Genomic DNA, 25,089 nt, shown 5'->3' with positions numbered 1-25,089 from the left:
CGCTGCCGCTGCCAATGCAACGACCTGCGAGCGGCGCACCTCGCAAGATGTCTTTTCGAGAGCCGGTTCGCTCCGCGCCGCCGACGGCGGGTTAGCCGTACTACTACGGTTTGAGATTTTCACCTCCGGATAACGTTGACTGAGGATAGTTGCGGGGACCAAGGAGTCCCCTCATGTTCACGTTTGAAACGAGCGATCAGAAGGAAGTGCGGCGTTTCCGTATCGCCCAGTTCAATGGCAGGACCGCAACCGTGCGTTCGGATGGACCGGCGGTCACCGGCCACGTTCGATCGATCGTGGAAAGCAAGTCGAGCGTTCCGGCGGCGTGGACCATCACGATCATCCCGGAAGAGCCCAAGCCCTCTCGCCGCGACCCGCGCCGCGCGCTCGCTCCTTCATGGAAGATTTCTGCTGAACGGCAGAACGCGCCTTGAAGCCGCACGCTCAGCCGCGCATCGCAGGCATCATTTTCGGGAAAATCAGGCGGGCTGCAGCAGCGCCTTGCGAACCAGATCCGCGGTGTTGCGGGCGCCAAGCTTGCGCATGGCCTCGGCGCGATGGCTCTCGAATGTCCTTGGGCTGATCTTCATCCGCAAGGCGCCTTGCTTGTTGGAGCAACCTTCGCTGATCAGGCTCAGCACCTCGCGCTCGCGCCTGGTCAGCGGCTTCTGGCCGGTCTCCGCGGCGAACATCAGGCCCGGCCTGCGGGCGCCATCCGCGGGGTGGCGGGCCTGGGCCTCGCTTGCCTGCTTGCCAACGGCATCGGAGGCCGGCGCCGGATGATTGTCCGACATCTGCTTCACCAGAGCGCAGACGCGCTCGGTTTGCTGAAGCGCGTTCTCCACCACCTGTTGCAGGTAGAGCCGGTTGCCGGGCACCTGCGAAAACTGGTGGCTGTGCTGCTTGATCTCATTCATGTAGAGCAGCAACGCCGTCAGGGGCCCGTTCAACTGCCGGGCAATCGCCGCGCTCGCCTCTTCCGCGACACGCGCGCGCGCGGCGGACAGTTGGACGATCTCAGGATTCTCTTCGAGAGGTGTGATGCGTTCCATCAACTTCGTGAAGTGCGAATCGGCGGCGCGCTGGTCTTGTCCTGACATATAACTATTTTATCGGTCTCACCCTTTTTTCATGGTTAATTTCCCAACTCGTATGAATACGGAGAAGCGATCAGCTCGCCCTGATGGCAGGCCGAAATCGGCTGAAAACACCGCTAAATCGGTCGACATCGAGGAAACTGCATGACCCAAAGGTAAACAGCGCAGCCTGCTGGCCCCGTATTTCCACGGCAACCTCATTTACTTTGTTAATAGACCTCAACCGACCCCCGGTTTTTTCGACCTTCCCCGCATCCGGGCGGCGTCCCTGCTGCAACGCTCTGCGGCCGGCGTACTTCGGCGCCGCCGGCGAATGACGCCAGGCCGAGATCGTTTGGTTGAACGGGGTGAGACCAGGGGTCGGCTGTCGTCGCGGCGGTGGATCAGGGGCGACGCAGCTTGAGGAACTTTTCCAGGAATCGTCCCGAGACGACAACCACCAATAGGCCATCCGCCGCACTTTCATCGGTTCGGTCCTTGCTGACTGGGGCGGCCGCGGACGCAAAGCGCCGTCACGTGCGTATGATTTGCTTCACAACCAGCCGCGAAAACGCACCGATTCCGATTTATAGACCCCGGCAACCTCGCAATGATCGAGGCCCAAAATCATCCCGCAACGAATCCAAAAAAGGAGACGGCGATGTCGCAAGCAAAGGGATCATGGATGAGAATGGCCGTGCTGGCCGGCGCCCTGGCGTTCAGTTCGGGCGCCGCGGCACAAACCGCACCGCCACAAATCGCATCGCCACCGGCGGAGAACGCGGCGCCGACGGCCGACAATGCCGTGATGCTGACCGTGTTCCTGAAGCACGACCAGTCGCGGCCGTTGAGCGAGCTCAACGCGCAGCTCCAGCGCCAGGGATATTACAAGGCTTTCCCGCCTGAAGGCGTCGAGGTCGTGAGCTGGTATATAATGATGGGAATCGGGCAGGTGGTGACGCTGCGGCTGCCGGCGTCGCGGTTGCGCGAAGTCAACCGCATCATCGAGAACACCGCCTGGGGCAGCTACCGCACCGAGTTCTATCCGACCTATGATTACAAGGCGATCGGCATCGCGGCGCACGAGAAGGCGCAGTAGGGCGGCGCTGAACGGTTCCGATGGGAATGCCCCGAGGGATCAGCCGAGCCTGGAGATCTGTTCCTCGGTCACGACGCGCTCGACGTTCTCGGTCTTGCTCTTGATACGATAGCGCGGGCGGCCGTCGGACTCGATCGGCAGGCAGGTGACGATGGTGTAGATGCTGCGTTCCTTCGCCGTGGCGCGGCCCTGCGGGCCCTGCTGCTGGTGAAGAACGTCGTCATTGATCGCGAAATTATGGGCCATCGTCGGTCTTTCCGTTGAAAAACGGCTTGTAGTCTCAACGGCCTCGCAACGCAACAGATCGTTCGGCGGATTTGACCTGGATGACCACGGGTTCCACCCGTCAGGCCATCAAGAGCGCCTTTCGCTTAGCCACCCGCGCGATCGATTTCTCTATTGCCGAACCGGACAAGGTCTTGTCGCGCAGGCTCTGTTCGACGTATTCGGCGATGGCGGCCATTTCATGTTCCTGATCGAATAAGTTGTTGCCGATGCAGAGCATGTCCATGCCTGCTTTCAGCGACTGCAGGCTGGCCTCCCCGGTGCCCAGTGCCTTCTGCAATCCCTGCATCTGCATATCGTCGGTGATCAGCAGCGTGTCCGGAAGTCGCTTGCGCAAACGGCCAAGCCCCGCCGCAGACAGCGTCATCGGGCTATCCCGGTCCCATTGCCTGACGATGGCGTGGCTGACCAGCACTGCATCGCCGAACATCTTTGGCGCGAGCGAATAGAACAACTCTTCCTGTTCGCCCCGGAGCGCATCGGAGATATCCATGAATTCCTGATGCGAATCCACTACCGCGCCGCCGATGCCGGGGAAATGCTTCAGACACAGGCCGATGCGCTGCGCCCGCGCCACCTCGCTTGCCAGCAGCGCATTGGCTTCCACCTCGGCGATGTCGGCGGAAAAGGAACGCTTGATCCTGCCGATATTGGGATTATCCGGGTTGTAATCGACGTCGATCACCGGCGCGAAATCATAGTGGATGCCGAGCCGCCGCAGCTCGGCAAAGCTCGCGGCGAGGATCGCGCGCTTGCGATCCGGCGCGAGATGGTTGAATTCCTTCGCGCTCGGCAAGGGCGCAAAGCCGCGGCTTTCCTTCAGCCGCCGCACCAGGCCGCCCTCCTGATCGATGAACACCATCGGGCCTGACGGCAGCGCGGCAATCTCCCCGCATAGGCGCTGCACCTGTTCGGGTGATTCGATGTTGTTGTCGTATTCGCGCGTCCGGCAGGAATAGTCGAACAGGATGACGCCGCCGAGGCCGTAGCGGGCGGCGAATTCCTTTAGCCACACCGGGACGGTCTTGCCGAAGAAGCCGAGGATGAAGAGTTCGCCGATGGGCATGTGATAGCCTTAAGAATAGCCCTTGGAGTCCGGACCACGCCAAGTTCAGCAAGTAATCGCGCCACGCATCAGGAAGATACCTGACTCCCCAAGTCATACCAATTGGGTGATCCTGCCAATTGAGTGATTCTGATCACATCGCATCGCAGCCAGCGCCTCTAGGGGTGGATCATCGCAGAGCGATCTTCGCTCTGCCCAACCCAGGAGACGTCCATGACGAAGACCAAGAAGATCATTACGGCCGCGTTCGCTGCTCTCGCGTTGACCACTGCTTCCTTGGCCATCCCGAGCCAGGCTTTCGCTGGAGGTCACGGTGGGCATGGCGGGCACGGCGGAGGCCACAGGCACCACGGGTTTGGTCATGGTCACTTTGGGCATGGTCATCACCACCATCGCCATCATTTCCACGTTTATAACAGCTGCTGGAAATGGAGCCCCTACGGCCCGGTCAACGTCTGCTACCGCTATTATTGATTAGAGACCAAGAAAAGAAGCTCGCCCGGGCCGAGAGGCTCGGGCGAGTTTTTCGATTCCATGATGATCACCGTGATCGCCTGCCTGGGCACGGCGGCCAATCTGGCTGCAAGCTAATCGGTTGGCTTCGCGTTCAATGCGCGTCGAACGGAACTGACAAAAGAAAGCCCGAGTTCCGCGGCGGCAAACTGGATGTGTGATGGGTCGCACATTTGTCGGCACGCAAGTGGGCTAGGCTTCAGTTCGCGAGAGGCGCTGTGGGGAGACTTCGTCCATCAGCCACTCGCAACAAGCAGGCGATCGTCGACTCCGGCTGAGAACCCAAGCTGAAAGCGTGGACAAACAAATGCGGCGCATCCCAAATTCCCGATCGATCAACCCGATCTCAAACCGATCACTGCGGCCAGCCTTTCGCTACGCGATTTCGCAGGCCATGAAGCGGGCAGTTGTAGTAATTGCTTGCTGCCTCGCTGTGCTGATCGACCTCCGCACGGCTGTTGCCGACTCCGCGTCCGACCAGAAAATGGCCAATCACTACGAGCAGGCGGCGCAATCGGGCGATGACGATGCCCAATTCTATCTTGGGGCACTTCATTCAGCAGGCACCGGCCGTACGCGTAGCGACTCGGAGGCGTTTCGCTGGTTCTCGCGCGCTGCCGATCAGGGGCACGCCCATGCGATGTTGATCGTCGCCGGCCTCTACGCGAGCGGGCGCGGCGCAACGAAAGACAATGTGAAGGCCTATAGCTGGGCCTACATCGTCGCTTCGGCGAGCAAGGCCGACGAGGACCGCAACGGTGCGCGGCAACTGATGTCGCTGCTCATGAAGAAGATGACGAGCGACGAGATCGGTCGTGCCGTGGTGGCCGCGAGAGCCTGGCGCGCCGTTCGGACTGCTGGCGCGGGCAAGGCTCCGCATATCGAAAGAGCTTTGGACTCGGACCAGCCCGCGGCGGCTGCGCCTTCACCTACGCCCGCGGCCGTGCAGCCAGCGCCCGCAGCCGCGCCGTCATCCGTGGTCTCGCAGCCGACGCCATCCAACATCACGGTATTGCCGGCATCCCCCAAGGCCACGTCGGCACCGCTAACGAAGAATGCAAAGAGAGATGATGCCCGTGATCTGCTCGACCAGGTTCCGTCGGGCCTGCGCAAGCGATTTGGCTTCTAATCCAGGGGACGCACCATGAAATTGCAGCATCTCGTCGCAACCGGCATTCTGGCCATCGCCGCAACAGGGGCCGGCTATTACGCCTACTCCCATTTGCTTCATCCGCCGTTGGTGACCACCAGCATTGCGAGCCTCGCGCCGGTTTCCGAAGCCGTTTACGGAACGGGCACCGTCGAGCCCGAGCGCTGGGCCAAGGTGGTGCCGCTGCAGCGCCGCCGGCTGGTCGAGCTTTGCCGATGCGAGGGACAGGTGGTCAAGAGCGGCCAGATCCTCGGCCGCCAGGACGACGCCGAGGAGCGCAGCGCGCTGGAGCAGATGGACATCAATCGAGGCCAGCTCGAACGCGATCTGGCGCGCGCCGACAAGGATCGTGACAAGAACGACGCCACGCGTACCGAGTACGAACAGCGCTGGACCAAGCTCGAGGAAGCCAAATCGCGGATCGCCGCGCAGAAGGTGCGGCTCGACTCGATGCTGCTGAGAGCGCCGCTCGACGGCATGGTATTGCGGCGCGACAGCGAGGTCGGCGAGATCGCCGGTCCAACCGATGTCTTGTTCTGGGTGGGGCCGCCTGCTCCGATGCAGGTCGTTGCCGAAATCAATGAGGAGGAGATCAATCGCATCGCGGCCGGCCAGAAGGCTCTTCTGCGAAGCGAGGCTTTCCCCGGAAGGGCCCTGCGGGCCACGGTCTCCCAGATCACGCCCAAGGGCGACCCGACCCGAAAGACCTTTCGCGTCTATTTGCGGCTGCCGCAGGATACGCCGCTGCGGATCGGCATGTCGGTCGAGACCAATATCATCTTCCGCGAGAAGCAGGCGGCCATCGTCGTGCCGGCAGAAGCCGTCGCGGGCGATTCGGTCCAGATGGTCGATGACGGCCGGGTCAGACGCGTGCCCGTGAAAGTCGGCATCCGTGGCAGCCGCAACATCGAGATCATCGGCGACGTATCCAAGGGCACCCCTGTGCTTTCACCCGTACGCACCGATCTCGCTGACGGCGCCAGGATTCGCATCGACAACAGCTTGACCAGAGCTGTGGAACCGGCGGCCGCGAGTGAACCGACCGATCAGCCAGCCGCAACACCTGAAGCTACCGTGGTAGCCTCGGCCACCACAGCTCCATCGGATCCCGATGATGCGGTGATTTCGGCAGCCATGACCGCCCACATCGATTCCGTCGTCAATGACGCGCGTCGCAACTTCATCAGCAACAGCCGGTAGTCGCCGTGAAGCTTATATTCAACATCGCATGGACCCATGTCAGCACCCGGGTGCGGCAGACCCTTGTGGGCATGGCTGGCGTGTCCATGGGCGTAGGCTTCACCATCATGATGGCGGGCCTGATGCAGGGTTCGCAGATCGACTTCCTGCGGCAGCTCGTCGACACCATGCCGCATATCACGGTCGAGGATGAGCGGCGCTCCGTGCCGACGCAACCCGCAGAGCAGGAATATGCGGCAGTCCAGATGTCCGACATCGCCAATGTCGGCAAACGTCCCGGAATCAAATATTCGGAATCGGTGATGAGCTCACTGCGCTCCTGGATACCAGGAGACGTGGCTCCCTCGGCGAAGACCACCGCGATCATCAATCACGGCGGCGCGCGCATCGGCATCACCTTGACCGGCATCGACACCCGCCGCGAGGTTCAGGTCTCGAAACTCGCCACGCAGATGCGTGAGGGAAAGCTCGACGACCTTTCACGCGCGCCGAACGGCATCATCATCGGTGAGGCCCTGGCCGAAAAACTCGGCGTGAAAACCGGCAACACCGTCCTCTTGATCGGCGGCCAGGGCGTCCAACTGAATTCGACGGTGGCCGGGCTGTATCGCTCCGGCCTGAAGCGCGTCGATGAGAGCCAGATCTATTCGCTGATGGGCCCCGCGCAGGTCATGATGGGGCAAAGCGGGGTCGTCAACCAGCTCCGACTGCGGTTGAACGATCCCATGTTGGCGCAAAAGGTCGCAGCCCAGGTCGAAGTGCAGACCGGCTACAGATCGGTGTCCTGGCAGGAAGCCAATGCCGACTTGCTGTCATCCTTTACCGTGCGCGATTTCATCGTGCTCACCGTGATGGGCGCGATGTTGCTGACATCGTCCTTTGCTACCTACAACATCATCTCGACGATCACGCACGAGAAGCGCCAGGACATCGCGATCATGAAATCGCTGGGCATGCGCGAGTATGCGGTGCGGTGGATTTTCATCATCGAAGCCGCCATCATCGGCGTGGTCGGCATCCTGTTCGGGTGGATCCTCGGTTACCTGCTCTGCTACGGCTGGTCGAAGATCACGATCTTCAATCCGCTGACGGGCGCAACCGTTCCGCTGCAGATCTATTACTCGCTGACGCACTATGTGATCGTCGGCGGCATATCCCTTGTTTGCTGCGCAGGGGCGGCCTATTTCCCGGCGCGCAAGGCGACGAGTGTGCATCCAGTTGAAATCATCCGGGGAGCATCATGACCGAGGTCGCTTTGCAGGCGGTGGAGCTGGTTCGCCGCATCGAGGGCGCTGTTTCGCACACCCTCGTCAACGGGATTGATCTTGCGGTGAACAAGGGCGAATTCGTCGCCATTACCGGGCCGTCGGGATCGGGCAAATCGTCGCTGCTCTATCTCTTGGGCCTGCTCGATGCACCCAGCGAAGGCGAGGTCATCATCTGCGGTCAGCCAACCTCGAAATTGTCGGAATCGGACCGGGCTGACGTTCGCCTGACCAAATGCGGCTTCGTGTTCCAGTTTCATTTCCTGCTGCCGGAATTCACCTCGCTCGACAATGTGCTGCTGCCGATGCGTGCCGCGGGCACGATGGCTGAAGGCGAGATGCGCGAGCGCGGCCTTGCTCTCTTGGGCTCACTTGGGCTTGGCGAGCACGCCAACAAGCGTCCCAACCAGCTCTCCGGCGGCCAGCGCCAGCGGGTCGCCATCGCCCGCGCGCTTGCCAACCGCCCCGAGATCATCGTGGCCGATGAGCCGACGGGCGCGCTCGATACGGCATCGACGGAACAGGTGTTTTCGATCCTCCGCGACATCGCGGACCGGGGCCAGACCGTGGTCGTGGTGACCCACGACCCAGCGCTCGCCGCCCGCGCCGACCGCCGCATCCACATCGTCGACGGCAAGATCGCCGAGATCACCGAACGGGGTGCAGGGGAGTTGGTTTGTGAGATGGGGAGTTAGAAGCTGGCGGAGCTTGTTCGGGTCGCCGCAGTCTCGAAACCCGCGCTCACGAGGATTTTCCCTGACGAGACGTCAATCCTCGCACGAGGAGCCTTAACGGCATGAGGATTATCGAGATAGACGGGCAATGGCTTCAGCCGGCGCTGGATGGCACCGATCAAGCTTAGATCTTCTGCGTTTGTTGCCGAGCTTTCCGTGCGGTCATTCAGGGACCAACTACACGCTGCCCCTGAGCGCGATGAGCGGCACACTGGAGCCGGCTCACTTGACGTCACGCACGTCTCGTTCAGAATCCGCTGCAGTTAGCACCCGCTCGAAACCGGCAGACCGAGGATCCGAAATGTTCGAAAAGCTTTTCAAACGTAGGGGCGTTGGTCCCGTTCCGGGTGCAATTGCGAATTTACAGGCGGACGTCGTTCGCGCCGTGGCAAGCGACGTCACAAGTCTCCATGACGGCGAGTGGGGCGATCGCGAATGGAAGAGGATCGGCGTCAACCTCGAACTGCTGATCGAGCACGGCAAGCGGATGAGCGTTCAGGCGATCGCGATCGCCCATCGGCCCGGCGGCCCGCTTGAGGACCTCAGCTTCCGCCTGAGTCCAGCCACCAAGCAGAAGTTCATCGACTTGGCCAAGGCGATGGGACAGGAGGGGAAGGACCGGTGGGCGGTCTGCGACCTCAAGATCGAGCGCGACGGTCGGTACGACTTTCGGTTCAGCTATGATCCGCCCCCGCGCCTCAACGGCAATCTTCTACATTCGCCGCTCGACACCATGCTCGCGCAATGTGTGGCTGAATGCGGGAAGAACGAAGGCCAGAGCAAGTAGGGGCGCTTGACGTCCTTTGCAACAGCGTTCCGGGACGATCATCATGAAGACAGTCCCGGATGTCGGCAGCGACGTGGGATGGTTCAGCGCCCGCCCTTCTCGACCTTGTAGCGGTGGAGATAGTCGACGTAGCGCCTATCGTTGAGGTTGCCGGAGAGGCGGTAGGGCGGACCGTAATCGAACTGGAAGTCGTAGCGGCCGTCCGGTTCGACAGTCAGCCGGCACGTTGTCCACCACTTGCCATCGCGGCCGTGCATGATTTCACCGATCCGCTGCAGGCAGGCTTCCGCTTCGGGCGACAGGTCGAACGCGACCTTTTCCAGCGGCGCCTGCGGGTAGCGCGCCAAGGCAAAGGCGATGGTGCTGGTCACCGGATCTCGCTCGTGCAGGAGAGATTCGTAATCGACCAGGAGCCGCTCCCAACTGCGAGCGCCCCATTCGCTGTCATAGACGTTGACGACGCTGCCGACGACCGCCTTGACAGCGTCCGCATAAGCTTGGTTCAGGTCATCCACCATCAGTCTCCCGAACACGAGAAATCCTTGAGCCTCCTTGCCACGCAAGCGCGGCAGCGTCCATAACAGCGCAGGCGGGGAGCAATTTTCCGACCCGAACGTTGTCGGGACGCGCTTGGGCCGTTCCCAAAGAGCTGTTGCCCGGGTGGATCTCAGCAATCATCGGCGATGTGCCGCACGACTAGCGTGTGCTTGTCGAACCGGCCATGGATCAGCAAACAAAGGCCGAGATGAAATAGCTTGCAGCTTACTACCTCACGCTGGGCAGGCTGGCCTTCGTCAAGGCGGTGATCTGCGCCATCCGGATACTCTTCAATCGTTCCATGAAAACCTTGGCATTGTCATTTCCGTAAGCCCGGTGGCTGATGGCGAAAAGCAGCACTCCGGACTTGTCGGCCACGCCCCTCAGGGGAGCATAGCGGTAGGCATTCCATTCGACGATGTATTCGCCTTTCGGATTCTTCGAGCTTACGATGAAGTCGAGCAAGGCTTCTCCGGCATCGGAGTTCTGGATCACTTTCATGTTCACCAGCGGATCGGTGCCCTTCCGCTTGTTCAGCATGTCGACCTGGACGCGCACGGCGCTCATCACGGTCAGGTCGCCGGTCACTCTCTCGATCATCAGCATCTGCGTATAGCTGTTGGAGTTCTGGTCGGGTGGCAGATATTCCTGCTTCGTATAGCCGGGCGAGGGTCTCGAACTCCAGGCCAGTCTGTAGGACGTCCCATCGAACTGGAGCGTCCAAAGGATGTCGGTCTTCCGGGTGGACGGAAGGCCTCCGGCCGGCTTCGTCCTCGGATATGGCGCGATCGAGACGGCGCGGATTACCGAAGGGCTGAGGCGGCTGCGCAGATGCTTCGACGAACGCGTGCCTCGACGCAAAGCGGCGTGACCAACGTCGCCAGAGGCGCCGTCGCGCGCCCGAATTGGACTGATTGATTATCCGCAAATTGGACCTTCCGTCATACCGCTTCGCCTTCTAGTGTCGGGCCGTTGAAAAGGTCGACGGACCGATGCAGGGCGGGCGCGTTCCATCTCGCACCCGCACGCACTTTCCAAATCGCGGATCAATCATCACCGCAAATCGCATTAAAGCGGACTTCCGCCGACTTGCAAAAATCGCGAACTCACAACTTGGAGACACGAGCGTGTGAGTTGTGAAGCAATTCACGGCCGCGGGTCGCAGGTCGACCTAATCAAGCTGCTGCAAGCTGACCTATCGAAATCGAACAGGAAGTTTCACATGAAGCATCCGATGATTTTTGCAATCGCAGGCGTCAATTCGCTCACGAGTCGGAAAGCAGCCGCGGCGTCCAGCCATCACGACGGCGCCGAGACATGTCGACCTGGATGGGGAACACGGTTCTTGAGCTGGTGGATCCAGTGTTCAGAGCGGTCGCGGCAGCGGCAAGCCCTGGCGGAGCTCGATGACCACCATCTCAAGGACATCGGCAAGACGCGGCAAGAGGCAATGGCCGAAGCATCCAAGCCGTTCTGGGAATGACGCCGTTCATCGCGCACTTGCTGCCGCCGATGTCCATGCCTCGAGCGGAAATTCGCGTCTATCACTCGTCGAGAGTGCGACTACGTGGATTTGTGCTGAAGACCACCGCGCGGCTTAAGTGCGAATTAACCGTCAACACCTGAGGAGAGCACTATGCCCAACCATCAGCGCGCTGCTGCGTACAGGACAACGCTTGCCCGCCAGCCCGGTTCGATCTCGGGCGAGACAAGGCTGCGCGCGGCCGATCAACCGATCGTCACCACGCAGGACCTTCCTTCCGCCGTCCCGCTAATGGCGCTTTCGACCGGCTTCTGGGCTTTCAAGACCCTGGCTGCAGCACACGAGGAGGGCCTGTTCAGTCACCTTGCAGGCGGCCTCATGCGGCGATGACGCAAACGCAGGTTGCCATCATCGGCGGCGGTCCCGCCGGTCTACTGCTCTCCCACATGCTCGCCCGCAACGGCGTCGACAGCATCGTGCTGGAGCGGCAGAGCCGCGGCCATGTGCTCGAGCGCATCCGCGCCGGGGTGCTGGAAGCGGGCACGATCGAACTCTTGCGCGAGGTCGGCCTCGGCGCGCGCATGGATCGGGAGGGACGTGTCCATGACGGCTCGGGCATCGCGTGGGAAGGCAAGCCGCACTTCTTCATCGACACCCGCAAGTTCACCGGCCGACCGATGATGTCCTATGGCCAGACCGCGATCACCGAGGATCTCTATGCCGCGCGCGACGCGGCTGGCGGCGTCGTGATCGATGACGCGGCAAACGTCGCGCTGCACGAGCTGACGTCGGACCGCCCGCACGTGACCTACGAAAAGGGCGGGCAGACCCGCCGGATCGATTGCGACTATGTCGCTGGCTGCGACGGCCACCATGGCGTGAGCCGGCAATCGATCCCGGCGTCGGTGCTGCGCACGTTCGAGCGCGGCTATCCGTTCGGCTGGCTCGGCATCATGTCGGAGACGCCGCCCTATCCGGAGATCTGCTATTGCTATCATTCGCGCGGCTTCGCGCTCGCCTCGCAGCGCAGCCCGATGCTGAGCCGCTACTACATCCAGTGCGATCTCGACGCCCGCATCGAGGACTGGCCGGACGATCGCTTCTGGGAGGAATTGAAGGCGCGCTGCCCGAAGGACATGGCCGACAGCATCGTGACCGGTCCCTCGATCGAGAAATCGATCGCGCCGCTACGGAGCTTTGTCGCCGAGCCGATGCGCTATGGTCGCCTGTTTCTGGCGGGCGACGCAGCGCACATTGTCCCTCCCACAGGAGCGAAAGGTCTCAACCTCGCGGTCTCCGACGTGTTCTACCTCTCGCGCGCGTTGACCGAGGGCTTGAAGGCCGGCCGCACCCACTATCTCGACGGCTATTCCGATATGGCGCTGCGCCGGGTGTGGAGCGCCGAGCGCATGTCGTGGTGGCTGACCACGTTGATCCACCAGTTCCCTAATGAAGCGCCGTTCGACCGGCGCATGCGCGAGAACCAGTTCGATTACCTTCTTGCGTCGGAGCGTGCGCAGGCATCGCTCGCCGAGCAGTATGTCGGCCTGCCATTTGAGAGCTGATGCCGCGTCCGCTGACTTGAATTACGCCGGAGTGGAACGCGGCGATAAACCAGAATTGGACTGGCCGAGAATCCATGAACTGGCACTTATACCAGGTTTGTAGTTCCTTACGATCGGCGGAGGCTCGCTCTGAAAGGGAGATGATTATGGCCAGTCAGCTTTCGCGGACAGCGCCTCCGGCCAAGCATGCAAACGTCCGGCCGGTTGCCGCCACGCCGGAGCTTCCTTCCGCCGTCCCGTTGATGGCGCTTTCGACCGGTTTCTGGGCCTTCAAGACTCTGGCCGCTGCGCACGAGTTGGACCTCTTCAGCCGCCTTGCGGGCGGCGCCGGCATCACGGTTGCCGGACTGGCGGAAACGGTCGGTATGCATCCACGACCGGCCGAGATGCTGTTGACCGGCTGCGCTGCACTTGGGCTTCTGGAGAAAACGGACGGCCGTTATCGCAATACGCCGTTGAGCGAAGCCTATCTCGTGCGCGGGAAGCCGTATTACTTCGGTGGCTTCGTGCAGATGGCCGACAAGCGACTCTACGCGGGCTGGGGCAAACTTACCGAAGCGCTGCGGACGAACCGGCCAACCACGTGGGACCCGGCAGTGCAATCCTCGATGTTCGACGGCGAGGATCCGACGATGCTGGCACTCTTCTGGGAGGCGATGCATTCGCTCTCCACGATGACCGCGCGCAAGCTCGGCGAAGCCGTGGATCTCAATCATTTCCGCCGCCTTCTGGACATCGGCGGCGGATCGGGCGCGTACGACATCGAGCTTTGCAAACTGTATGGGGAGTTGCGCGCGACCGTATTTGATCTGCCGCATGTGGCCGCAATCGCCGCGGGAAAAATTACCGAGGCCGGCTTGACCGACCGCATCGAGACCGCCGGCGGCAACTTCTTCGAACAGCTTCCCGAGGATCACGACGTGCATCTCCTGTCGATGATCATGCACGATTGGGATGAGGCGAAGAACCGCGCGCTGCTGCGCCGGTCCTTCGAGGCTTTGCCGAGCGGCGGCGCAGTCGTCATCAGCGAGCTTCTCGTCAATGACGAAAAGACCGGGCCGGCGCCGGCCGCGCTGATGAGCCTCAACATGCTGATCGAGACGGAAGGACGAAACTACACGCCGGCCGAATATTCGGCGTGGCTCGAGGAAGCCGGCTTCCGGCACATCGAGACGGTCTGGTTCGACGCACCCGCCGCGAACGGTGCCGTGATCGGCCGCAAACCATAAGGCGCAAAGCTGAGTGCAAAGGGGGACCAGGCAATCGAAGCCAGGGAGGCAAATCATGTTGCGGATTTCAGTTCGTCTTGCATTCGTGACCGCGTCAGTTATCGCGCTTGCAGCGTTCGCGGCCAAAGCTGACGATTCACAGATCACGCGCGGCAAGTATCTCGTCACGCTCGGCGGCTGCAACGACTGCCACACGCCGGGATACTTCTTCGGGAATCCCGACATGTCACGCTTTCTCGGCGGCTCGGACGTGGGCTTCGAGATTCCGGGTCAAGGTGTCTTTGTGGGCCCAAACATCACGCCCGACAAAAAGACCGGCATCGGTAGTTGGACCCCAGAGCAGATCGTGAAGGCGATACAGGTCGGTGAACGGCCGGACGGCCGCATGCTGGCGCCGATCATGCCTTGGCACGCTTATGCGACACTCACAGCGGATGACGCCATGGCGATCGCGGCTTTTCTCCAAAGTCTGAACCCGGTCAGCAACCAGACTCCCGGTCCGTTCAAACCCGGGGAAAAGGTTTCGACCTTCATGTTCCGGATTGTGCCACCGGGCGAAACCGCAGCGGCTGCGGCCAAGTAGTCTGGGTCTGATCCAAAAAATACTCCGCGTTTGTCAAGCGCAAGCGGACGTCGCGGGTTCGTGCGCCAATGTCTGAGAATGACGCCGCACCAGTTTCGCACCAGAAACAACCTCATCAGAACGCAACGAACGCGATCGAAATCGAACAAAAACGCAGCAAAATCAACGAAGCTGATCGATATCCCGTCGTTCATAACGGTCTGGTTGCAGGTTCGAGTCCTGCCGGGCCCACCAGTGAATCAATCACTTACCAGGTTTTCATTTCGCCGCCGTCGGCGTACCGCACCAGAAATGCCTCGCTTCGTTGCGCCGAGTGGTGCTTCAGCTGTCCTCAAGCTACTTCTCTGGCTTGGATCTGACTGTGATCTCTCCACGCGATCGTAGATTCGAAATGAGTGTTTACGATGCGGCCGATTGGATCGGATTGTCCTCCGGCCGCGAACGGACTGACGACCGTCGCGGAGTGGGCGGGGTAACGGTCTCGGCGGCGGCCCACGCCGCGCGGGCGAGAACGCCGGCAGCCAGAGCCGAGCGCATCCTGCCAGGTTGTCCGCCCGCGAGTCGTCCTCGCATTTTGTCGGACCGAATTCGCTCGACGTCGTCACATGGCAACGCCGGTAGCATCGTATCTGTACATCCAGTCATATCGCTCCCGCAGACGGTCTTCCGCCCACTCGCGCTCCACATAGGCCTGCGCCGTCGCCGGATCTCCCAGCAACGAGTTGTGAAAGCGTTTCGTGTTGTCGGCTGATCCGTTGATGACGCGGGATGTGCGTTCGTACCTCGCCGATTCATAGGCGCGGAATGCCGCGGCAACGTCCATGCCGTGCGCCTCGAGCGCTCGAGACAGGATGTAGCCGTCCTCGATCGCCATGACGGCGCCTTGTGCGAGGAACGGCAGTGTCGGATGGCAGGCGTCGCCGAGCAGCGTGACGCGACCCACCGACCACGACGGAAGAGGACGGCGCAGTTTCAATGCCCAGAGATACGGCTGGGGAATGGCTGCGATGAGCGTCTGTACGTCTTCATGCCATCCAGCGAAGTCGGCGAGCATGTCCGCATGCGAACCCGGCGTCGTCCAGGACTCTTCGTGCCAGTCCTCGCGTTCGACCACGCCCACGAAGTTCATCAGCGTTCCGCGCCGCAAGGGATACTGCACGACGTGTCGGCCAGGCCCGACCCAGTTCGACGAGACCGAACGTGCTAGGCGGGGCGGCAGGTCCGCCATCGGGATGACGCCGCGCCATGCAACTAGACCCGTGAATTCGGCGTTGTCCGAGCCATGCAGTCCTGCACGGATCACGGAGTGGATCCCGTCGGCGCCAATCAGCGCGTCGCCTTCGGCGGTGCTGCCGTCATCGAACCGCAGGATTACGCGCGCTCCTACAGTCTCGCATCCGACAGCCCTACGTCCCAGACGAAGCGCGCCGGGGACAGCCGTCGTCACCGCATCCGACAGGATACCCAGCAGGTCTGGCCGGAACATCGTGACGTAGGGGTGACCATAGGTTTGCACCGAAACGGCGCCGAGATCGAAAGCGGTCCATGCTTGGCCGGTATTCCACATCCGAATTTCACGCCGCTCCGGGTGCGCGGCCTCTTCCATGACGCGGGTAGCGAGGCCGAGTTCGTGAAAGACAAGCATGCCGTTGGCGCTGATCTGCACACCAGCCCCGATCTCCTGAAGGATCGGGGCCTGCTCGTAAATCTCGACCTCGAAGCCGCGCTTGATGAGGGAAAGCGCCGCCGTCAGCCCGCCTATGCCGCCGCCGGCTACGATGATTTTGGGTTTTCCGGCATTTTTCACAGCTTGCTACCCTTTCTTATGGATGCCAGCAGGACCGTCGCCAAAAACAGCCGTTCCTCCTAAGCCAGCTTTTGACTCAAGGTCGACATGGGCAAGAAAGGCCCCGGAGAGTCTCGTTCAAGCTATTCCGAAGTGATCTGGGCATCCTTGACTACTTTGGCCCAGCGCAGGCGATCCCTGGCGATCAGTTCTGCGAGGCGTTCAGGCGCGCCGCCTTGAGCGATCAAGCCTTGCTTGTCGAGTACGGCCCGAACGCCAGGCTGCGCCAGTATCTCATTGAAAACCGCATTGTAGCGGTCAACGATGGCTTTCGGTGTATCGACCGGGGCAAGAACGCCATACCACAGATCGACGTCGAAATCGGTTACGCCAAGTTCGGCCAGCGTCGGCACATGCGTTGCCTGCGGCGCCCGAGCCTGGCTCCCGACGGCCAGGATACGGATTTGTCCCGCTTGCGCGAGAGGAAGCGCGGTATGGATCGGCAAGAACATGGCTGAGACGTGTCCGCCCGCGAGATCTTTCACGGCGCCCGCAGAACCCGGATAGGGAATGTGTGTCAGGTTGATTTTCGCTGTCAGCTTCAGCAGCTCCATGGCGAGATGCTGCGGTGTTCCCCGGCCCGGGGAAGCATAGTTGATCTCACCCGGCTTGCTGCGGGCAACCGCGAGTAGCTCTGCGAACGTGTTGGCGTTGAGCGAAGGATGCACGACGAGCGCAAGGACGCCGGTCGCGATTTCCACGATCGGCGCAAAACTCTTCTCCGGATCGTAGGGGATCGAGCGATAGAGGCTCGCATTCATCACAAAAGTATTGACGGTCACCAGAAGTGTGTGGCCATCGGGAGCTGCGCGCGCCGCTGCATCCGTGCCGATGTTGCCGCTCGCGCCGGGCTTGTTCTCGACGATGACGGGCTGATTCCAGCGTTGCCGCAGTTCCTCACTGAGGATACGCGCGAGTAGATCGGGTCCCGTGCCTGGCGAGAACGGAACGTTGAGCCGAATTGTTTGCTGCGACAGCCCCTGAGCCAGGCTTGGCTTCATGGGTGCAAGGGCCATGGCCAAGATCCCCAGCACCGTGCGGCGCGTGCAACTTGCGTAATCGATCGCCACGCGATCCCCCAATCATGCCAGGCGGGTGGTCAGCCTGCGGGTCACAACTAACAAAATCTCTCATTATGAGATTTTGATGTATTATGCGCTGATCGCGCGCCAGTTCAAGGTTGATTCTGTCGGACCGGGAAAAGTATCTGCCGGTAAGCAGGGGCCAGGCGGGCCGCGAGCCGAAAGCGGAGCGATGTCAGACCATGCGGCCTGAGGCATGAAGCCGACGAACAGCCTGGAACGGGTGTTAGCGGTTCTCGAAGTTTTTTCCGAGGAGCGGCTGGAATGGACGCCCGAGGATTTGATGCGCGAGCTCGGCTATAGCCGGCCGACGCTGTACCGCTATCTGAAGATCCTGAAAGACGCCGGTTTTCTGATGTCGACCCGCAATTCCGGCGTCACGCTGGGGCCCAAGGTCGTCGAGATGGATTACCTGACGCGCCGCTCCGATCCCTTGGTGCTGCACGGCGTGCCCTATCTGAAAGAGCTGACTGCGGCCTATTCCTGCACCGCCATGGTTTTGCGCTGGTACGGCAACAAGATCCTCTGTGTGGCCTCTGAATCCTCCGCCAAAAACCCGATCAGCTCCTATCCGCGCGGACGGCCGATGCCACTGGGGCGCGGCGCGATCGCTCGCTCGATCATGGCGCTGCTGCCGCGGCCGCGGCTGGTGCCGCTGGTCGAGCGCAACCTCGCCGACCTGCGCTCGGTCGGCCTCGGCGACACCGCCGCCGATGTCTTGAAAAGCCTGAAGAAGGTTCGGAAAGCCGGATTTGCCGTCGCCTATGGCGAGGTCACGCCCGGCGCGGTCGGCATCGCCGCGCCGATCATCGACGACCGGCATTACCCGATCGCCAGTGTCTGCGTCACCATTGCCGGCAACCTCGTGACCGGCGCCCAGATCGACGAGATCGGCGCCGAGGTCCGGCGCGTGGCGCTGCAGATCTCGGCCGATCAGGCCACGGTGAGGCAGAAATCCGACGCATAATCTTACATTGTGAGATTATACTTGACTTGGCCGCAGTCCTATTCTCATTTGGCCGCGCCCTGCGGGCAGCCCGCCGGGCGGATAACTCACGCCAATCGCAAGAAGCCAAGATGAGCACGCCCACCGAATCCCCAGCGCAAGTCGTCATCGTCGGAGGCGGGCCGGTTGGTCTCGGCCTTGCGATCGACCTCGGCCAGCGAGGCGTCAGGTGCGTCCTGGTCGAGCGCTACAGCAGTCCGCAACCGATCCCGAAGGGTCAGAACCTGACCCAGCGTACCCTTGAGCACTTTTACTTCTGGGGTGCGGAGGCGGAGCTTCGCGCGGCGCGGACCATCCCGCGCGACTACGGCATCGGCGGCATGACGTCGTACGGCACGCTGCTGAGCGGCTACAGATATGACTGGCTGCAGCGCGAGCTGGTGCGGCACTATTACTTCACCGACAACGAACGGCTGCCGCAATATGCCACCGAAGCGGTGCTGCGGCAGCGCCTGAGCCAGTTGCAAGGTGTCGAGACAATATACGGCTGGAGCGCTTCCGGCATCGAGCAGGACACGGATGGCGTGCAGGTGACAGTGGCCGAGCGCAACAGCGACCGTCGTCGCACATTGCGGGCGGATTATGTGGTCGGCTGTGACGGCAGTCGCTCCCTGGTGCGCGACGCCGCCGGCATCACACAGACCCTGACCGACCACGACCGGCTGATGGTGCTGCTGGTGTTCCGCTCGACCGGCCTGCATAAGCTGCTCGAACGCTTCCCCAACAAGTCATTCTACAATGTGCTGCATCCCGACCTCAGGGGTTACTGGCAGTTCTTCGGCCGCGTCGATCTCGGCACCACCTGGTTTTTCCATGCGCCGGTGCCGCTCGGCACCACCAGGGACAATTTCGATTTCCGTCGCTGTCTGTATTCGGCGGTCGGTGAGGAATTCGACGTCGAATTCGAGCACATCGGCTTCTGGGATCTGCGCGTCGCGATATCAGATCAATATCGCATCGGGCGCGTCTTCATCGCCGGCGACGCTGCGCATAGCCATCCGCCCTATGGCGGCTACGGCATCAACACCGGCCTCGAAGACGCCGCCAATCTCGGCTGGAAGCTTGCCGCGGCGCTGCAAGGCTGGGCCGGAGCACATCTCCTGGATTCCTACGGCGAGGAACGGCGGCCGGTGTTCGCCTCGACCGCGCGGGACTTTATCGAGAAGGCGATCCAGAGCGACAGGGCGTTTTTGGCCAAATTCGATCCCGCGATCGACAAGGCTGCATTTGAAGCCGAATGGCTGGCGCGCTCGTCCGGTGCGCGTTCCGAGGTCAATTCGTTCGAGCCGAATTACGAGGGCTCGTCCATCGTCGCGGGTCAGCCAGGTGCCACCTGCAGCGCGATCGGGTCGCATGAATTCGCAGCCCGGGCCGGACATCACTTGGCGCCGCGCCAGCTCGCATCTAGCCGCAATGTCTTCGAGGAACTGGGCGCCGGTTTTACGCTGCTCGATCTCGGCGCGCCGGACGCTGTTGTCACTGAAATCAGGTGCGCGGCCGAAGCGAGCGGAGTGCCGCTCACGCTGATCAGCGACGACAGCGCGGACGTGCGAAAATTCTACCAGGCGACGCTGATTCTGGTCCGGCCCGATCAGTTTGTCGCCTGGGTGTCGGACGGCGATGTGACAGATGCCGCAGCTATCATCCGTCGCGTGGTCGGCGGCCACCCCTGACGGTATACGCGCCAACTCCGTCGAATAAGAAAACAAGCCGAAAGCTGGCAAAGGAAACACAGGGAATCAAGGGTATGAGCCGTCATAGCGCCGCGCATTATTTTCTCGAGGGTCTGGTCGATCTCGGCGTTGAATATATCTTCGCCAATCTCGGCACCGACCACGTCTCGCTGATCGAGGAGATCGCCCGCTGGGACCGCGAAGGCCGCAAGCATCCGGAAGTTATCCTCTGCCCGCATGAGATCGTCGCCGTGCACATGGCCGGCGGTTATGCGCTGGCGACCGGCAGGGGACAGGCGGTGTTCGTGCATGTCGATGCTGGGACGGCCAATGCCTGCATGGCGATCCAGAACCTGTTTCGTTATCGGCTGCCGGTGATGCTGTTCGCCGGGCGCGCGCCCTACACGCTGCATGGCGAATTGACCGGATCGCGCGACACCTATGTGCACTTCGTGCAAGATCCCTTCGACATCGCCAGCATCGTGCGGCCCTATGTCAAATGGGAATATTCACTGCCATCGGGCATCGTCGTGAAGGAAGCGCTGGCCCGCGCCGGTGCCTTCATGCACAGCGATCCACCGGGGCCCGTCTACATGATGCTGCCGCGCGAGACGCTGGCCGAGGAATGGGACGAAGCGCAGATGCCGGCCTATAACCCTGCGCGCTATGGCGGCGTAGCGGTCGGCGGTATCGACCAGGCCCGCGTCGAAGCCATTGCCGTCAAATTGATGGCGGCGGAAAATCCGATCGCGCTGACGGCCTATCTCGGTCGCAATGCGGACGCTGTCGCGGCGCTGGAGCGCCTCGCGCTGGCCTGCGGCATCCGGATCGCAGAATTCAACTCGATCGATCTCAACGTCTCGCAGGATTCGCCCTGCTTCGCCGGTTTCGATCCGCTGCCTCTGCTGGAACAGGCCGATGTCGGGCTGCTGCTCGATACCGACGTGCCTTTTGTGCCGCAATACGCTAGGCGCGTCGAATCCATCGACTGGATCCAGATCGACATCGATCCGTTGAAGTCGGATTTCCCGATGTGGGGATTCCCGACCGACATCAGGGTCCAGGCCGATTGCGCGACTGTTCTGCGGCAGGTGCTCGAGGTGGTCGAGGCGCGCGCGGATGATCTTTATCGCAAGCGCGTCACTGAGCGCACCGCCGGCTGGAGCGGTGCGCGCGATGCCGCGGCCAGGCGCCGCGCCGCTGCTGCCGAGAACAAGGGCACGTCAGGCGCGCTTAGCGCGGCCTATCTGTTCGCAACCTTGAACCGTGCATTGTCGCAGGACGATATCGTCGTCAACGAAGCGATCCGCAATGGGCCGCTGCTGCAGGAGCAGATCCGTCGCACGCAGCCGCACAGCTACGTCGGCCTCGCCGGCGGCGGGCTCGGCTTCAGCGGCGGCATGGCGCTGGGCTTGAAGTTGGCGCAGCCGGAGCGGCGCATCGTGCAGATCATCGGCGACGGCGCCTATCATTTTTCTTCGCCGGACTCCGTATTCGCCGTCGCCCAGCAATATCAAATTCCGATTCTGACAGTCGTGCTCGACAATGGCGGCTGGCAGGCGGTCAAGTCGTCGGTACAGAGGGTCTATCCGAAGGGCGTCGCCGCCGAGACCGATTCCTTTCAATCGCAACTGCGCTCGGGCCGGCAGGGCGAAAAACGACGCTTCTCCGATATCGGCCGCGCCTTTGGCGCGCATGGTGAATTCGTCAGCGAGCCGGATGAACTCGCCGCTGCGGTCGAGCGCTGCCTCGCCGCTGTCGACGGCGGGATCGCTGCCGTCCTGCATGTCCAGATCACGCCGCTCTAGTGCGCCAATCCAGTCCAGAGAGGGATCGAAATCATGAAAACCTTTAGCCGCGTGGCGCTGGCCGCCCTCTGTTTGAGCTCTTTCGGCCTCGCGCCTGCTGCCGCCGAGGTCAAATATCCGACCCGGGCGATTCACATCATCGTCGGCTTCACGCCGGGAGGTGGCAACGACATCATCGCCCGCATCTTCGGGCAGAAACTATCCGAAAGTCTCGGCCAGCCGGTCGTCATTGAAAACAAGCCCGGCGCGGGGGCGATCCTTGCCACCGAATACGTCGCGCGGTCTGCACCTGATGGCTACACGCTGCTGGTCGGTGCCAGCGGCGCGATGGTGATCAATCCGGCAGTCTATGAGAAGCTGAGCTACGACACGATGCGGGATTTCAAGCCGGTGTCCGAGCTTGGATCGTTTCCACTGATCCTGATCGTCAACGCGGCGTCGCCGTTCAAGTCGTTGGCCGATCTCGTCGCCTACGCAAAAAGCAATCCAGACAAGGCGAACTATTCCAGTTCCTCCGCCGCCTTCCAGCTCGCGACCGAGCTGTTCAAGCAGAAGACCGGCGTTCCGATGCAGATGATCCCCTACAAGGGAGCCAACGATTCCGTCACCGCGGTGATCTCGGGCGAGGTGACCGCGACCATCGCCGACGCCGGACCGGTGACCAGCCAGGTCAACGGCGGTCGGGCGCGCGCGTTGGCAGTTGCTGCTCCGAAGCGGATGGACAGTTTGCCCGATGTGCCAACCATGAAGGAGGCGGGCGTTGACGTCGAAGCAGTGTTGTGGAGCGGCATATTCGTGCCCGCGGCGACGCCGCCCGAAATTGTCAGGAAGCTCGAGGCTGAATTCGTCCGTATCGCGCGGTTGCCGGACGTGATCTCCCGCCTAAAATTGCTCAACATCGAGTCCGTCGGCAATTCGTCGGAGGAGTTTTCGCGCATCATCGCGGCGGATCTCGAACGCTGGAGAGCGGTGGCCCGCGCCGGCAATATCAAGATAGCCCAGTAGAACAGTCGTGCGCGGAGACGGGGAAATGGCCGAGCACCTGCAGGCTGACGTCGTGGTGGTTGGCGCAGGTCCGGTCGGGCTGACTTTGGCAATGGATCTGGCCTGGCGCGGCGTCGACGTCATCGTGCTGGAATCCCGCGCGCGAGGCGAGCCGCCCAGCGTCAAATCGAACCACGTCTCGGCGCGCTCGATGGAAATCTTCCGCCGGCTCGGCGTCGCGCAAAAGGTGCGCAACGCCGGATTGCCGGCGGATTATCCCAACGACGTGGTCTATCGTACCGCGTTTCTTGGCCGCGAAATCACGCGTATCAAAATTCCGTGCCGTGCCGAGCGCTACACGGCCAAGGACGGCCCTGATACCTGGTGGCCGACGCCGGAGCCGCCGCACCGGATCAACCAGATCTATCTCGAACCGGTGTTGTTCGCCCATTTGTCGGCGATGCCGAGCGCGCGCATTTTCAACGGCACGACACTGGTCGATTTTACGCAAGGCGCCGAACGAGTTACTGGCTTCGCTACCGCGAACGGCAAGGAGATCAATATCTCCTGTAGATTCCTGATCGGCTGCGACGGCGGCCGCTCGCTGGTGCGCAAGAAAATCGGCGCGACGCTGAGCGGCGACGTTGCGTTACAGTATGTTCAGTCGAGTTACATTCGCGCGCCGAAGTTGCTCGGATTGCTGCTGGAGCAAGGTGGCACTCCGGCATGGGCATCTTTCGCACTGAATGCGCGGCAATCCGGCAACGTCTACGCTATCGACGGCAAGCAGAACTGGCTGGTTCATGTCTATCTCAAGCCGGGAATAACGGACTTTGAGGCCGTCGACCGCGACGCCGCGATCCGCACCGTGCTCGGCGTCGACCAGGATTTCGAATACGAACTAATCAGCAAGGAAGACTGGGTCGGGCGCCGCCTGATCGCCGACAAGGTGCGCGACGACAAGGTGTTCATCTGCGGCGATGCCTGTCATCTCTGGGTGCCCTATGCCGGCTACGGCATGAATGCCGGCATTGCCGACGCCGCCAACCTGGCGTGGCTACTGGCGGCGCGGCTCGAAGGCTGGGGCGCGGAGGGACTTTTAGCAGCCTATGCCGCCGAGCGCCTGCCGATCACCGATCAGGTTTCGCATTTCGCGATGGACCATGCGCATGCAATGACCAAGGCGCGAAAATCCGTAAGCGACGAAATCGAGGCAGAGGGACCGGAGGCCGACGCCTATCGCGCCGCGCTTGGCAAGACGACTTATGACCTCAATGTGCAGCAGTATTGCTGCGCGGGATTGAATTTCGGCTATTTCTATCAAGGCTCGCCGATCATCGTGTATGATGGTGAACCTGCGCCCCCTTATACGATGGGGGAGTTCACGCCATCGACAGTTCCGGGCGCCCGCCTACCCCACATCTGGCTCGCAGATCGACGTTCGATTTATGACGCGATAGGACCGTACTATACGCTGCTGCGACTCGACCCGGACATAGAGGTATCCAGCCTGACAAATGCCGCAGCGGCTGCCTGCGTCCCGTTGACGGTACTTGATGTATCCAGCCCTGAAGCGACGGAGTTGTTTGCGTACGACCTCATATTGGTCCGGCCAGACCAGCATGTCGCTTGGCGGGGAAATGGCACCTCAGCCGATCCCGGTCGGCTCGTGGATATCGTCCGTGGCGCGGGATCCGCAAAGTAGATTGGCTAACCGCATTGCTGGAGTCATAAGGCGACCTTATCAATTCAAGAGTATTTTGTGGCTAACCCGAAGCGTCAGGATTCTGCAAGATGATCTGAGGCGTGTGTGTGGGTGTCAACCCACAGCGCGAGGCGAACGATCATGAGAAAATTGCTGTTGGCGTTCGTTCTATTGACGATCCTGCCAGCTCACCTTCCTCGTGACCAAGGCGACCAGGGTTGGAGCATCAAGCATTTCCACTCGTCCTGGCTGCCGGCACAATGACGATCTGCAATTGCTACCAGTGCACCGACAATACCGGCCGGCATCCCTAGAAATCCAAATCTGTTGGCTGGTGCGCGGGCCTCACAAGAAACACCGGGAGGGATCATGAGAAGCGCTTCAAGAGCCGTGATAGCAATCGTGCTCGCGTG

At 61.7% G+C, this 25,089-nt stretch carries 25 protein-coding genes; 18 read left to right on the top strand and 7 right to left on the bottom strand.

The features are described 5' to 3' along the window. Positions 1 to 173: 173 nt before the first annotated feature. Complete coding sequence (locus V1279_RS36795; RefSeq protein ID WP_442894862.1) at positions 174 to 434, top strand: hypothetical protein; 261 nt, start codon at positions 174 to 176, stop codon at positions 432 to 434. Positions 435 to 479: 45 nt separating this feature from the next. On the opposite strand, the gene V1279_RS36790 is transcribed toward V1279_RS36795, so the two are convergent. Beyond that, positions 480 to 1,052, bottom strand: a complete 573-nt coding sequence (locus tag V1279_RS36790; RefSeq protein WP_334446744.1) for a helix-turn-helix transcriptional regulator — start codon at positions 1,050 to 1,052, stop codon at positions 480 to 482. Between the two features lie 685 nt (positions 1,053 to 1,737). Here V1279_RS36790 and V1279_RS36785 point away from each other — a divergent pair. Continuing rightward, a complete protein-coding gene (locus V1279_RS36785; RefSeq protein WP_334445802.1) occupies positions 1,738 to 2,175 on the top strand; it encodes a hypothetical protein in 438 nt (145 codons plus the stop codon). 39 nt (positions 2,176 to 2,214) lie between these two features. On the opposite strand, the gene V1279_RS36780 is transcribed toward V1279_RS36785, so the two are convergent. Further along, entirely contained in the window at positions 2,215 to 2,421 is a 207-nt protein-coding gene (locus V1279_RS36780; protein ID WP_247518766.1) for a hypothetical protein, read from the bottom strand. Positions 2,422 to 2,521: 100 nt separating this feature from the next. Continuing rightward, positions 2,522 to 3,526, bottom strand: a complete 1,005-nt coding sequence (locus V1279_RS36775; RefSeq protein WP_334445799.1) for a glycoside hydrolase family 3 N-terminal domain-containing protein — start codon at positions 3,524 to 3,526, stop codon at positions 2,522 to 2,524. 213 nt (positions 3,527 to 3,739) lie between these two features. Here V1279_RS36775 and V1279_RS36770 point away from each other — a divergent pair, with 213 nt between their 5' ends. The 6 genes from V1279_RS36770 to V1279_RS36745 all read left to right on the top strand — a co-directional run bounded on the left by V1279_RS36770 (position 3,740) and on the right by V1279_RS36745 (position 9,175). Further along, on the top strand, positions 3,740 to 4,000 hold the full coding sequence (locus V1279_RS36770; protein ID WP_334445798.1) for a hypothetical protein: 261 nt from the start codon (positions 3,740 to 3,742) through the stop codon (positions 3,998 to 4,000). 433 nt (positions 4,001 to 4,433) lie between these two features. Next, the gene (locus tag V1279_RS36765; protein ID WP_334445796.1) at positions 4,434 to 5,168 is read left to right on the top strand and encodes a tetratricopeptide repeat protein; all 735 of its coding nucleotides are present in this window, start codon (positions 4,434 to 4,436) and stop codon (positions 5,166 to 5,168) included. Between the two features lie 15 nt (positions 5,169 to 5,183). Then, complete coding sequence (locus V1279_RS36760; protein WP_334445795.1) at positions 5,184 to 6,389, top strand: efflux RND transporter periplasmic adaptor subunit; 1,206 nt, start codon at positions 5,184 to 5,186, stop codon at positions 6,387 to 6,389. Positions 6,390 to 6,394: 5 nt separating this feature from the next. Further along, positions 6,395 to 7,633 carry an ABC transporter permease gene (locus V1279_RS36755; protein WP_334445793.1) on the top strand — a complete coding sequence of 413 codons (1,239 nt, stop codon included), beginning with the start codon at positions 6,395 to 6,397 and terminating at the stop codon, positions 7,631 to 7,633. Beyond that, complete coding sequence (locus V1279_RS36750) at positions 7,630 to 8,349, top strand: ABC transporter ATP-binding protein (protein ID WP_334445791.1); 720 nt, start codon at positions 7,630 to 7,632, stop codon at positions 8,347 to 8,349. The genes V1279_RS36755 and V1279_RS36750 overlap by 4 nt, the downstream gene beginning before the upstream one ends. 340 nt (positions 8,350 to 8,689) lie before the next feature. After that, positions 8,690 to 9,175 (top strand): hypothetical protein, encoded by a 486-nt coding sequence (locus V1279_RS36745; protein WP_334445789.1) that lies wholly within the window; start codon positions 8,690 to 8,692, stop codon positions 9,173 to 9,175. 83 nt (positions 9,176 to 9,258) lie between these two features. Here V1279_RS36745 and V1279_RS36740 read toward each other — a convergent pair whose 3' ends face one another. Both V1279_RS36740 and V1279_RS36735 read right to left on the bottom strand, forming a co-directional pair. Further along, a complete protein-coding gene (locus V1279_RS36740; protein ID WP_334445787.1) occupies positions 9,259 to 9,690 on the bottom strand; it encodes a hypothetical protein in 432 nt (143 codons plus the stop codon). A 250-nt stretch (positions 9,691 to 9,940) separates the two neighbouring features. Beyond that, entirely contained in the window at positions 9,941 to 10,300 is a 360-nt protein-coding gene (locus V1279_RS36735) for a hypothetical protein (protein ID WP_334445786.1), read from the bottom strand. A gap of 634 nt (positions 10,301 to 10,934) precedes the next feature. Here V1279_RS36735 and V1279_RS36730 point away from each other — a divergent pair. The 5 genes from V1279_RS36730 to V1279_RS36710 all read left to right on the top strand — a co-directional run bounded on the left by V1279_RS36730 (position 10,935) and on the right by V1279_RS36710 (position 14,572). Next, positions 10,935 to 11,195 (top strand): DUF1127 domain-containing protein, encoded by a 261-nt coding sequence (locus V1279_RS36730; RefSeq protein ID WP_334445785.1) that lies wholly within the window; start codon positions 10,935 to 10,937, stop codon positions 11,193 to 11,195. Between the two features lie 153 nt (positions 11,196 to 11,348). Continuing rightward, positions 11,349 to 11,585 (top strand): hypothetical protein, encoded by a 237-nt coding sequence (locus tag V1279_RS36725; RefSeq protein WP_334445783.1) that lies wholly within the window; start codon positions 11,349 to 11,351, stop codon positions 11,583 to 11,585. Further along, positions 11,582 to 12,760: a 4-hydroxybenzoate 3-monooxygenase gene (gene pobA / locus V1279_RS36720; protein WP_334445782.1), complete on the top strand. Its 1,179-nt coding sequence runs from the start codon at positions 11,582 to 11,584 to the stop codon at positions 12,758 to 12,760. Before V1279_RS36725 ends, pobA begins: the two co-directional genes overlap by 4 nt. A 146-nt stretch (positions 12,761 to 12,906) precedes the next feature. Further along, the gene (locus V1279_RS36715; RefSeq protein ID WP_334445781.1) at positions 12,907 to 13,989 is read left to right on the top strand and encodes a methyltransferase; all 1,083 of its coding nucleotides are present in this window, start codon (positions 12,907 to 12,909) and stop codon (positions 13,987 to 13,989) included. A 55-nt stretch (positions 13,990 to 14,044) separates the two neighbouring features. Beyond that, positions 14,045 to 14,572 (top strand): cytochrome c, encoded by a 528-nt coding sequence (locus V1279_RS36710; RefSeq protein WP_334445780.1) that lies wholly within the window; start codon positions 14,045 to 14,047, stop codon positions 14,570 to 14,572. 601 nt (positions 14,573 to 15,173) lie between these two features. Here V1279_RS36710 and V1279_RS36705 read toward each other — a convergent pair. Both V1279_RS36705 and V1279_RS36700 read right to left on the bottom strand, forming a co-directional pair. Further along, positions 15,174 to 16,379 carry an FAD-dependent monooxygenase gene (locus tag V1279_RS36705; protein ID WP_334445778.1) on the bottom strand — a complete coding sequence of 402 codons (1,206 nt, stop codon included), beginning with the start codon at positions 16,377 to 16,379 and terminating at the stop codon, positions 15,174 to 15,176. Positions 16,380 to 16,501: 122 nt separating this feature from the next. Then, a complete protein-coding gene (locus V1279_RS36700; RefSeq protein ID WP_334445776.1) occupies positions 16,502 to 17,434 on the bottom strand; it encodes a Bug family tripartite tricarboxylate transporter substrate binding protein in 933 nt (310 codons plus the stop codon). A gap of 262 nt (positions 17,435 to 17,696) precedes the next feature. Between V1279_RS36700 and V1279_RS36695 the strand changes: the two genes are divergently transcribed. The 5 genes from V1279_RS36695 to V1279_RS36675 all read left to right on the top strand — a co-directional run bounded on the left by V1279_RS36695 (position 17,697) and on the right by V1279_RS36675 (position 24,676). Next, positions 17,697 to 18,467 (top strand): IclR family transcriptional regulator, encoded by a 771-nt coding sequence (locus V1279_RS36695; protein WP_334445775.1) that lies wholly within the window; start codon positions 17,697 to 17,699, stop codon positions 18,465 to 18,467. Positions 18,468 to 18,577: 110 nt separating this feature from the next. Beyond that, complete coding sequence (locus tag V1279_RS36690; protein ID WP_334445774.1) at positions 18,578 to 20,179, top strand: FAD-dependent monooxygenase; 1,602 nt, start codon at positions 18,578 to 18,580, stop codon at positions 20,177 to 20,179. A gap of 74 nt (positions 20,180 to 20,253) precedes the next feature. Further along, positions 20,254 to 21,987, top strand: a complete 1,734-nt coding sequence (locus V1279_RS36685) for a thiamine pyrophosphate-requiring protein (RefSeq protein WP_334445773.1) — start codon at positions 20,254 to 20,256, stop codon at positions 21,985 to 21,987. Positions 21,988 to 22,020: 33 nt separating this feature from the next. After that, positions 22,021 to 22,992 carry a Bug family tripartite tricarboxylate transporter substrate binding protein gene (locus V1279_RS36680; RefSeq protein WP_334445771.1) on the top strand — a complete coding sequence of 324 codons (972 nt, stop codon included), beginning with the start codon at positions 22,021 to 22,023 and terminating at the stop codon, positions 22,990 to 22,992. A 25-nt stretch (positions 22,993 to 23,017) separates the two neighbouring features. Next, complete coding sequence (locus V1279_RS36675; RefSeq protein ID WP_334445769.1) at positions 23,018 to 24,676, top strand: FAD-dependent oxidoreductase; 1,659 nt, start codon at positions 23,018 to 23,020, stop codon at positions 24,674 to 24,676. Positions 24,677 to 25,089: the final 413 nt, after the last annotated feature.

This window comes from Bradyrhizobium sp. AZCC 1610 (assembly GCF_036924515.1).
GTDB lineage: Bacteria > Pseudomonadota > Alphaproteobacteria > Rhizobiales > Xanthobacteraceae > Bradyrhizobium.
The sequence above is the reverse complement of the archived record's forward strand: the minus strand, read 5'-3'. Positions and strand labels throughout refer to the sequence as shown.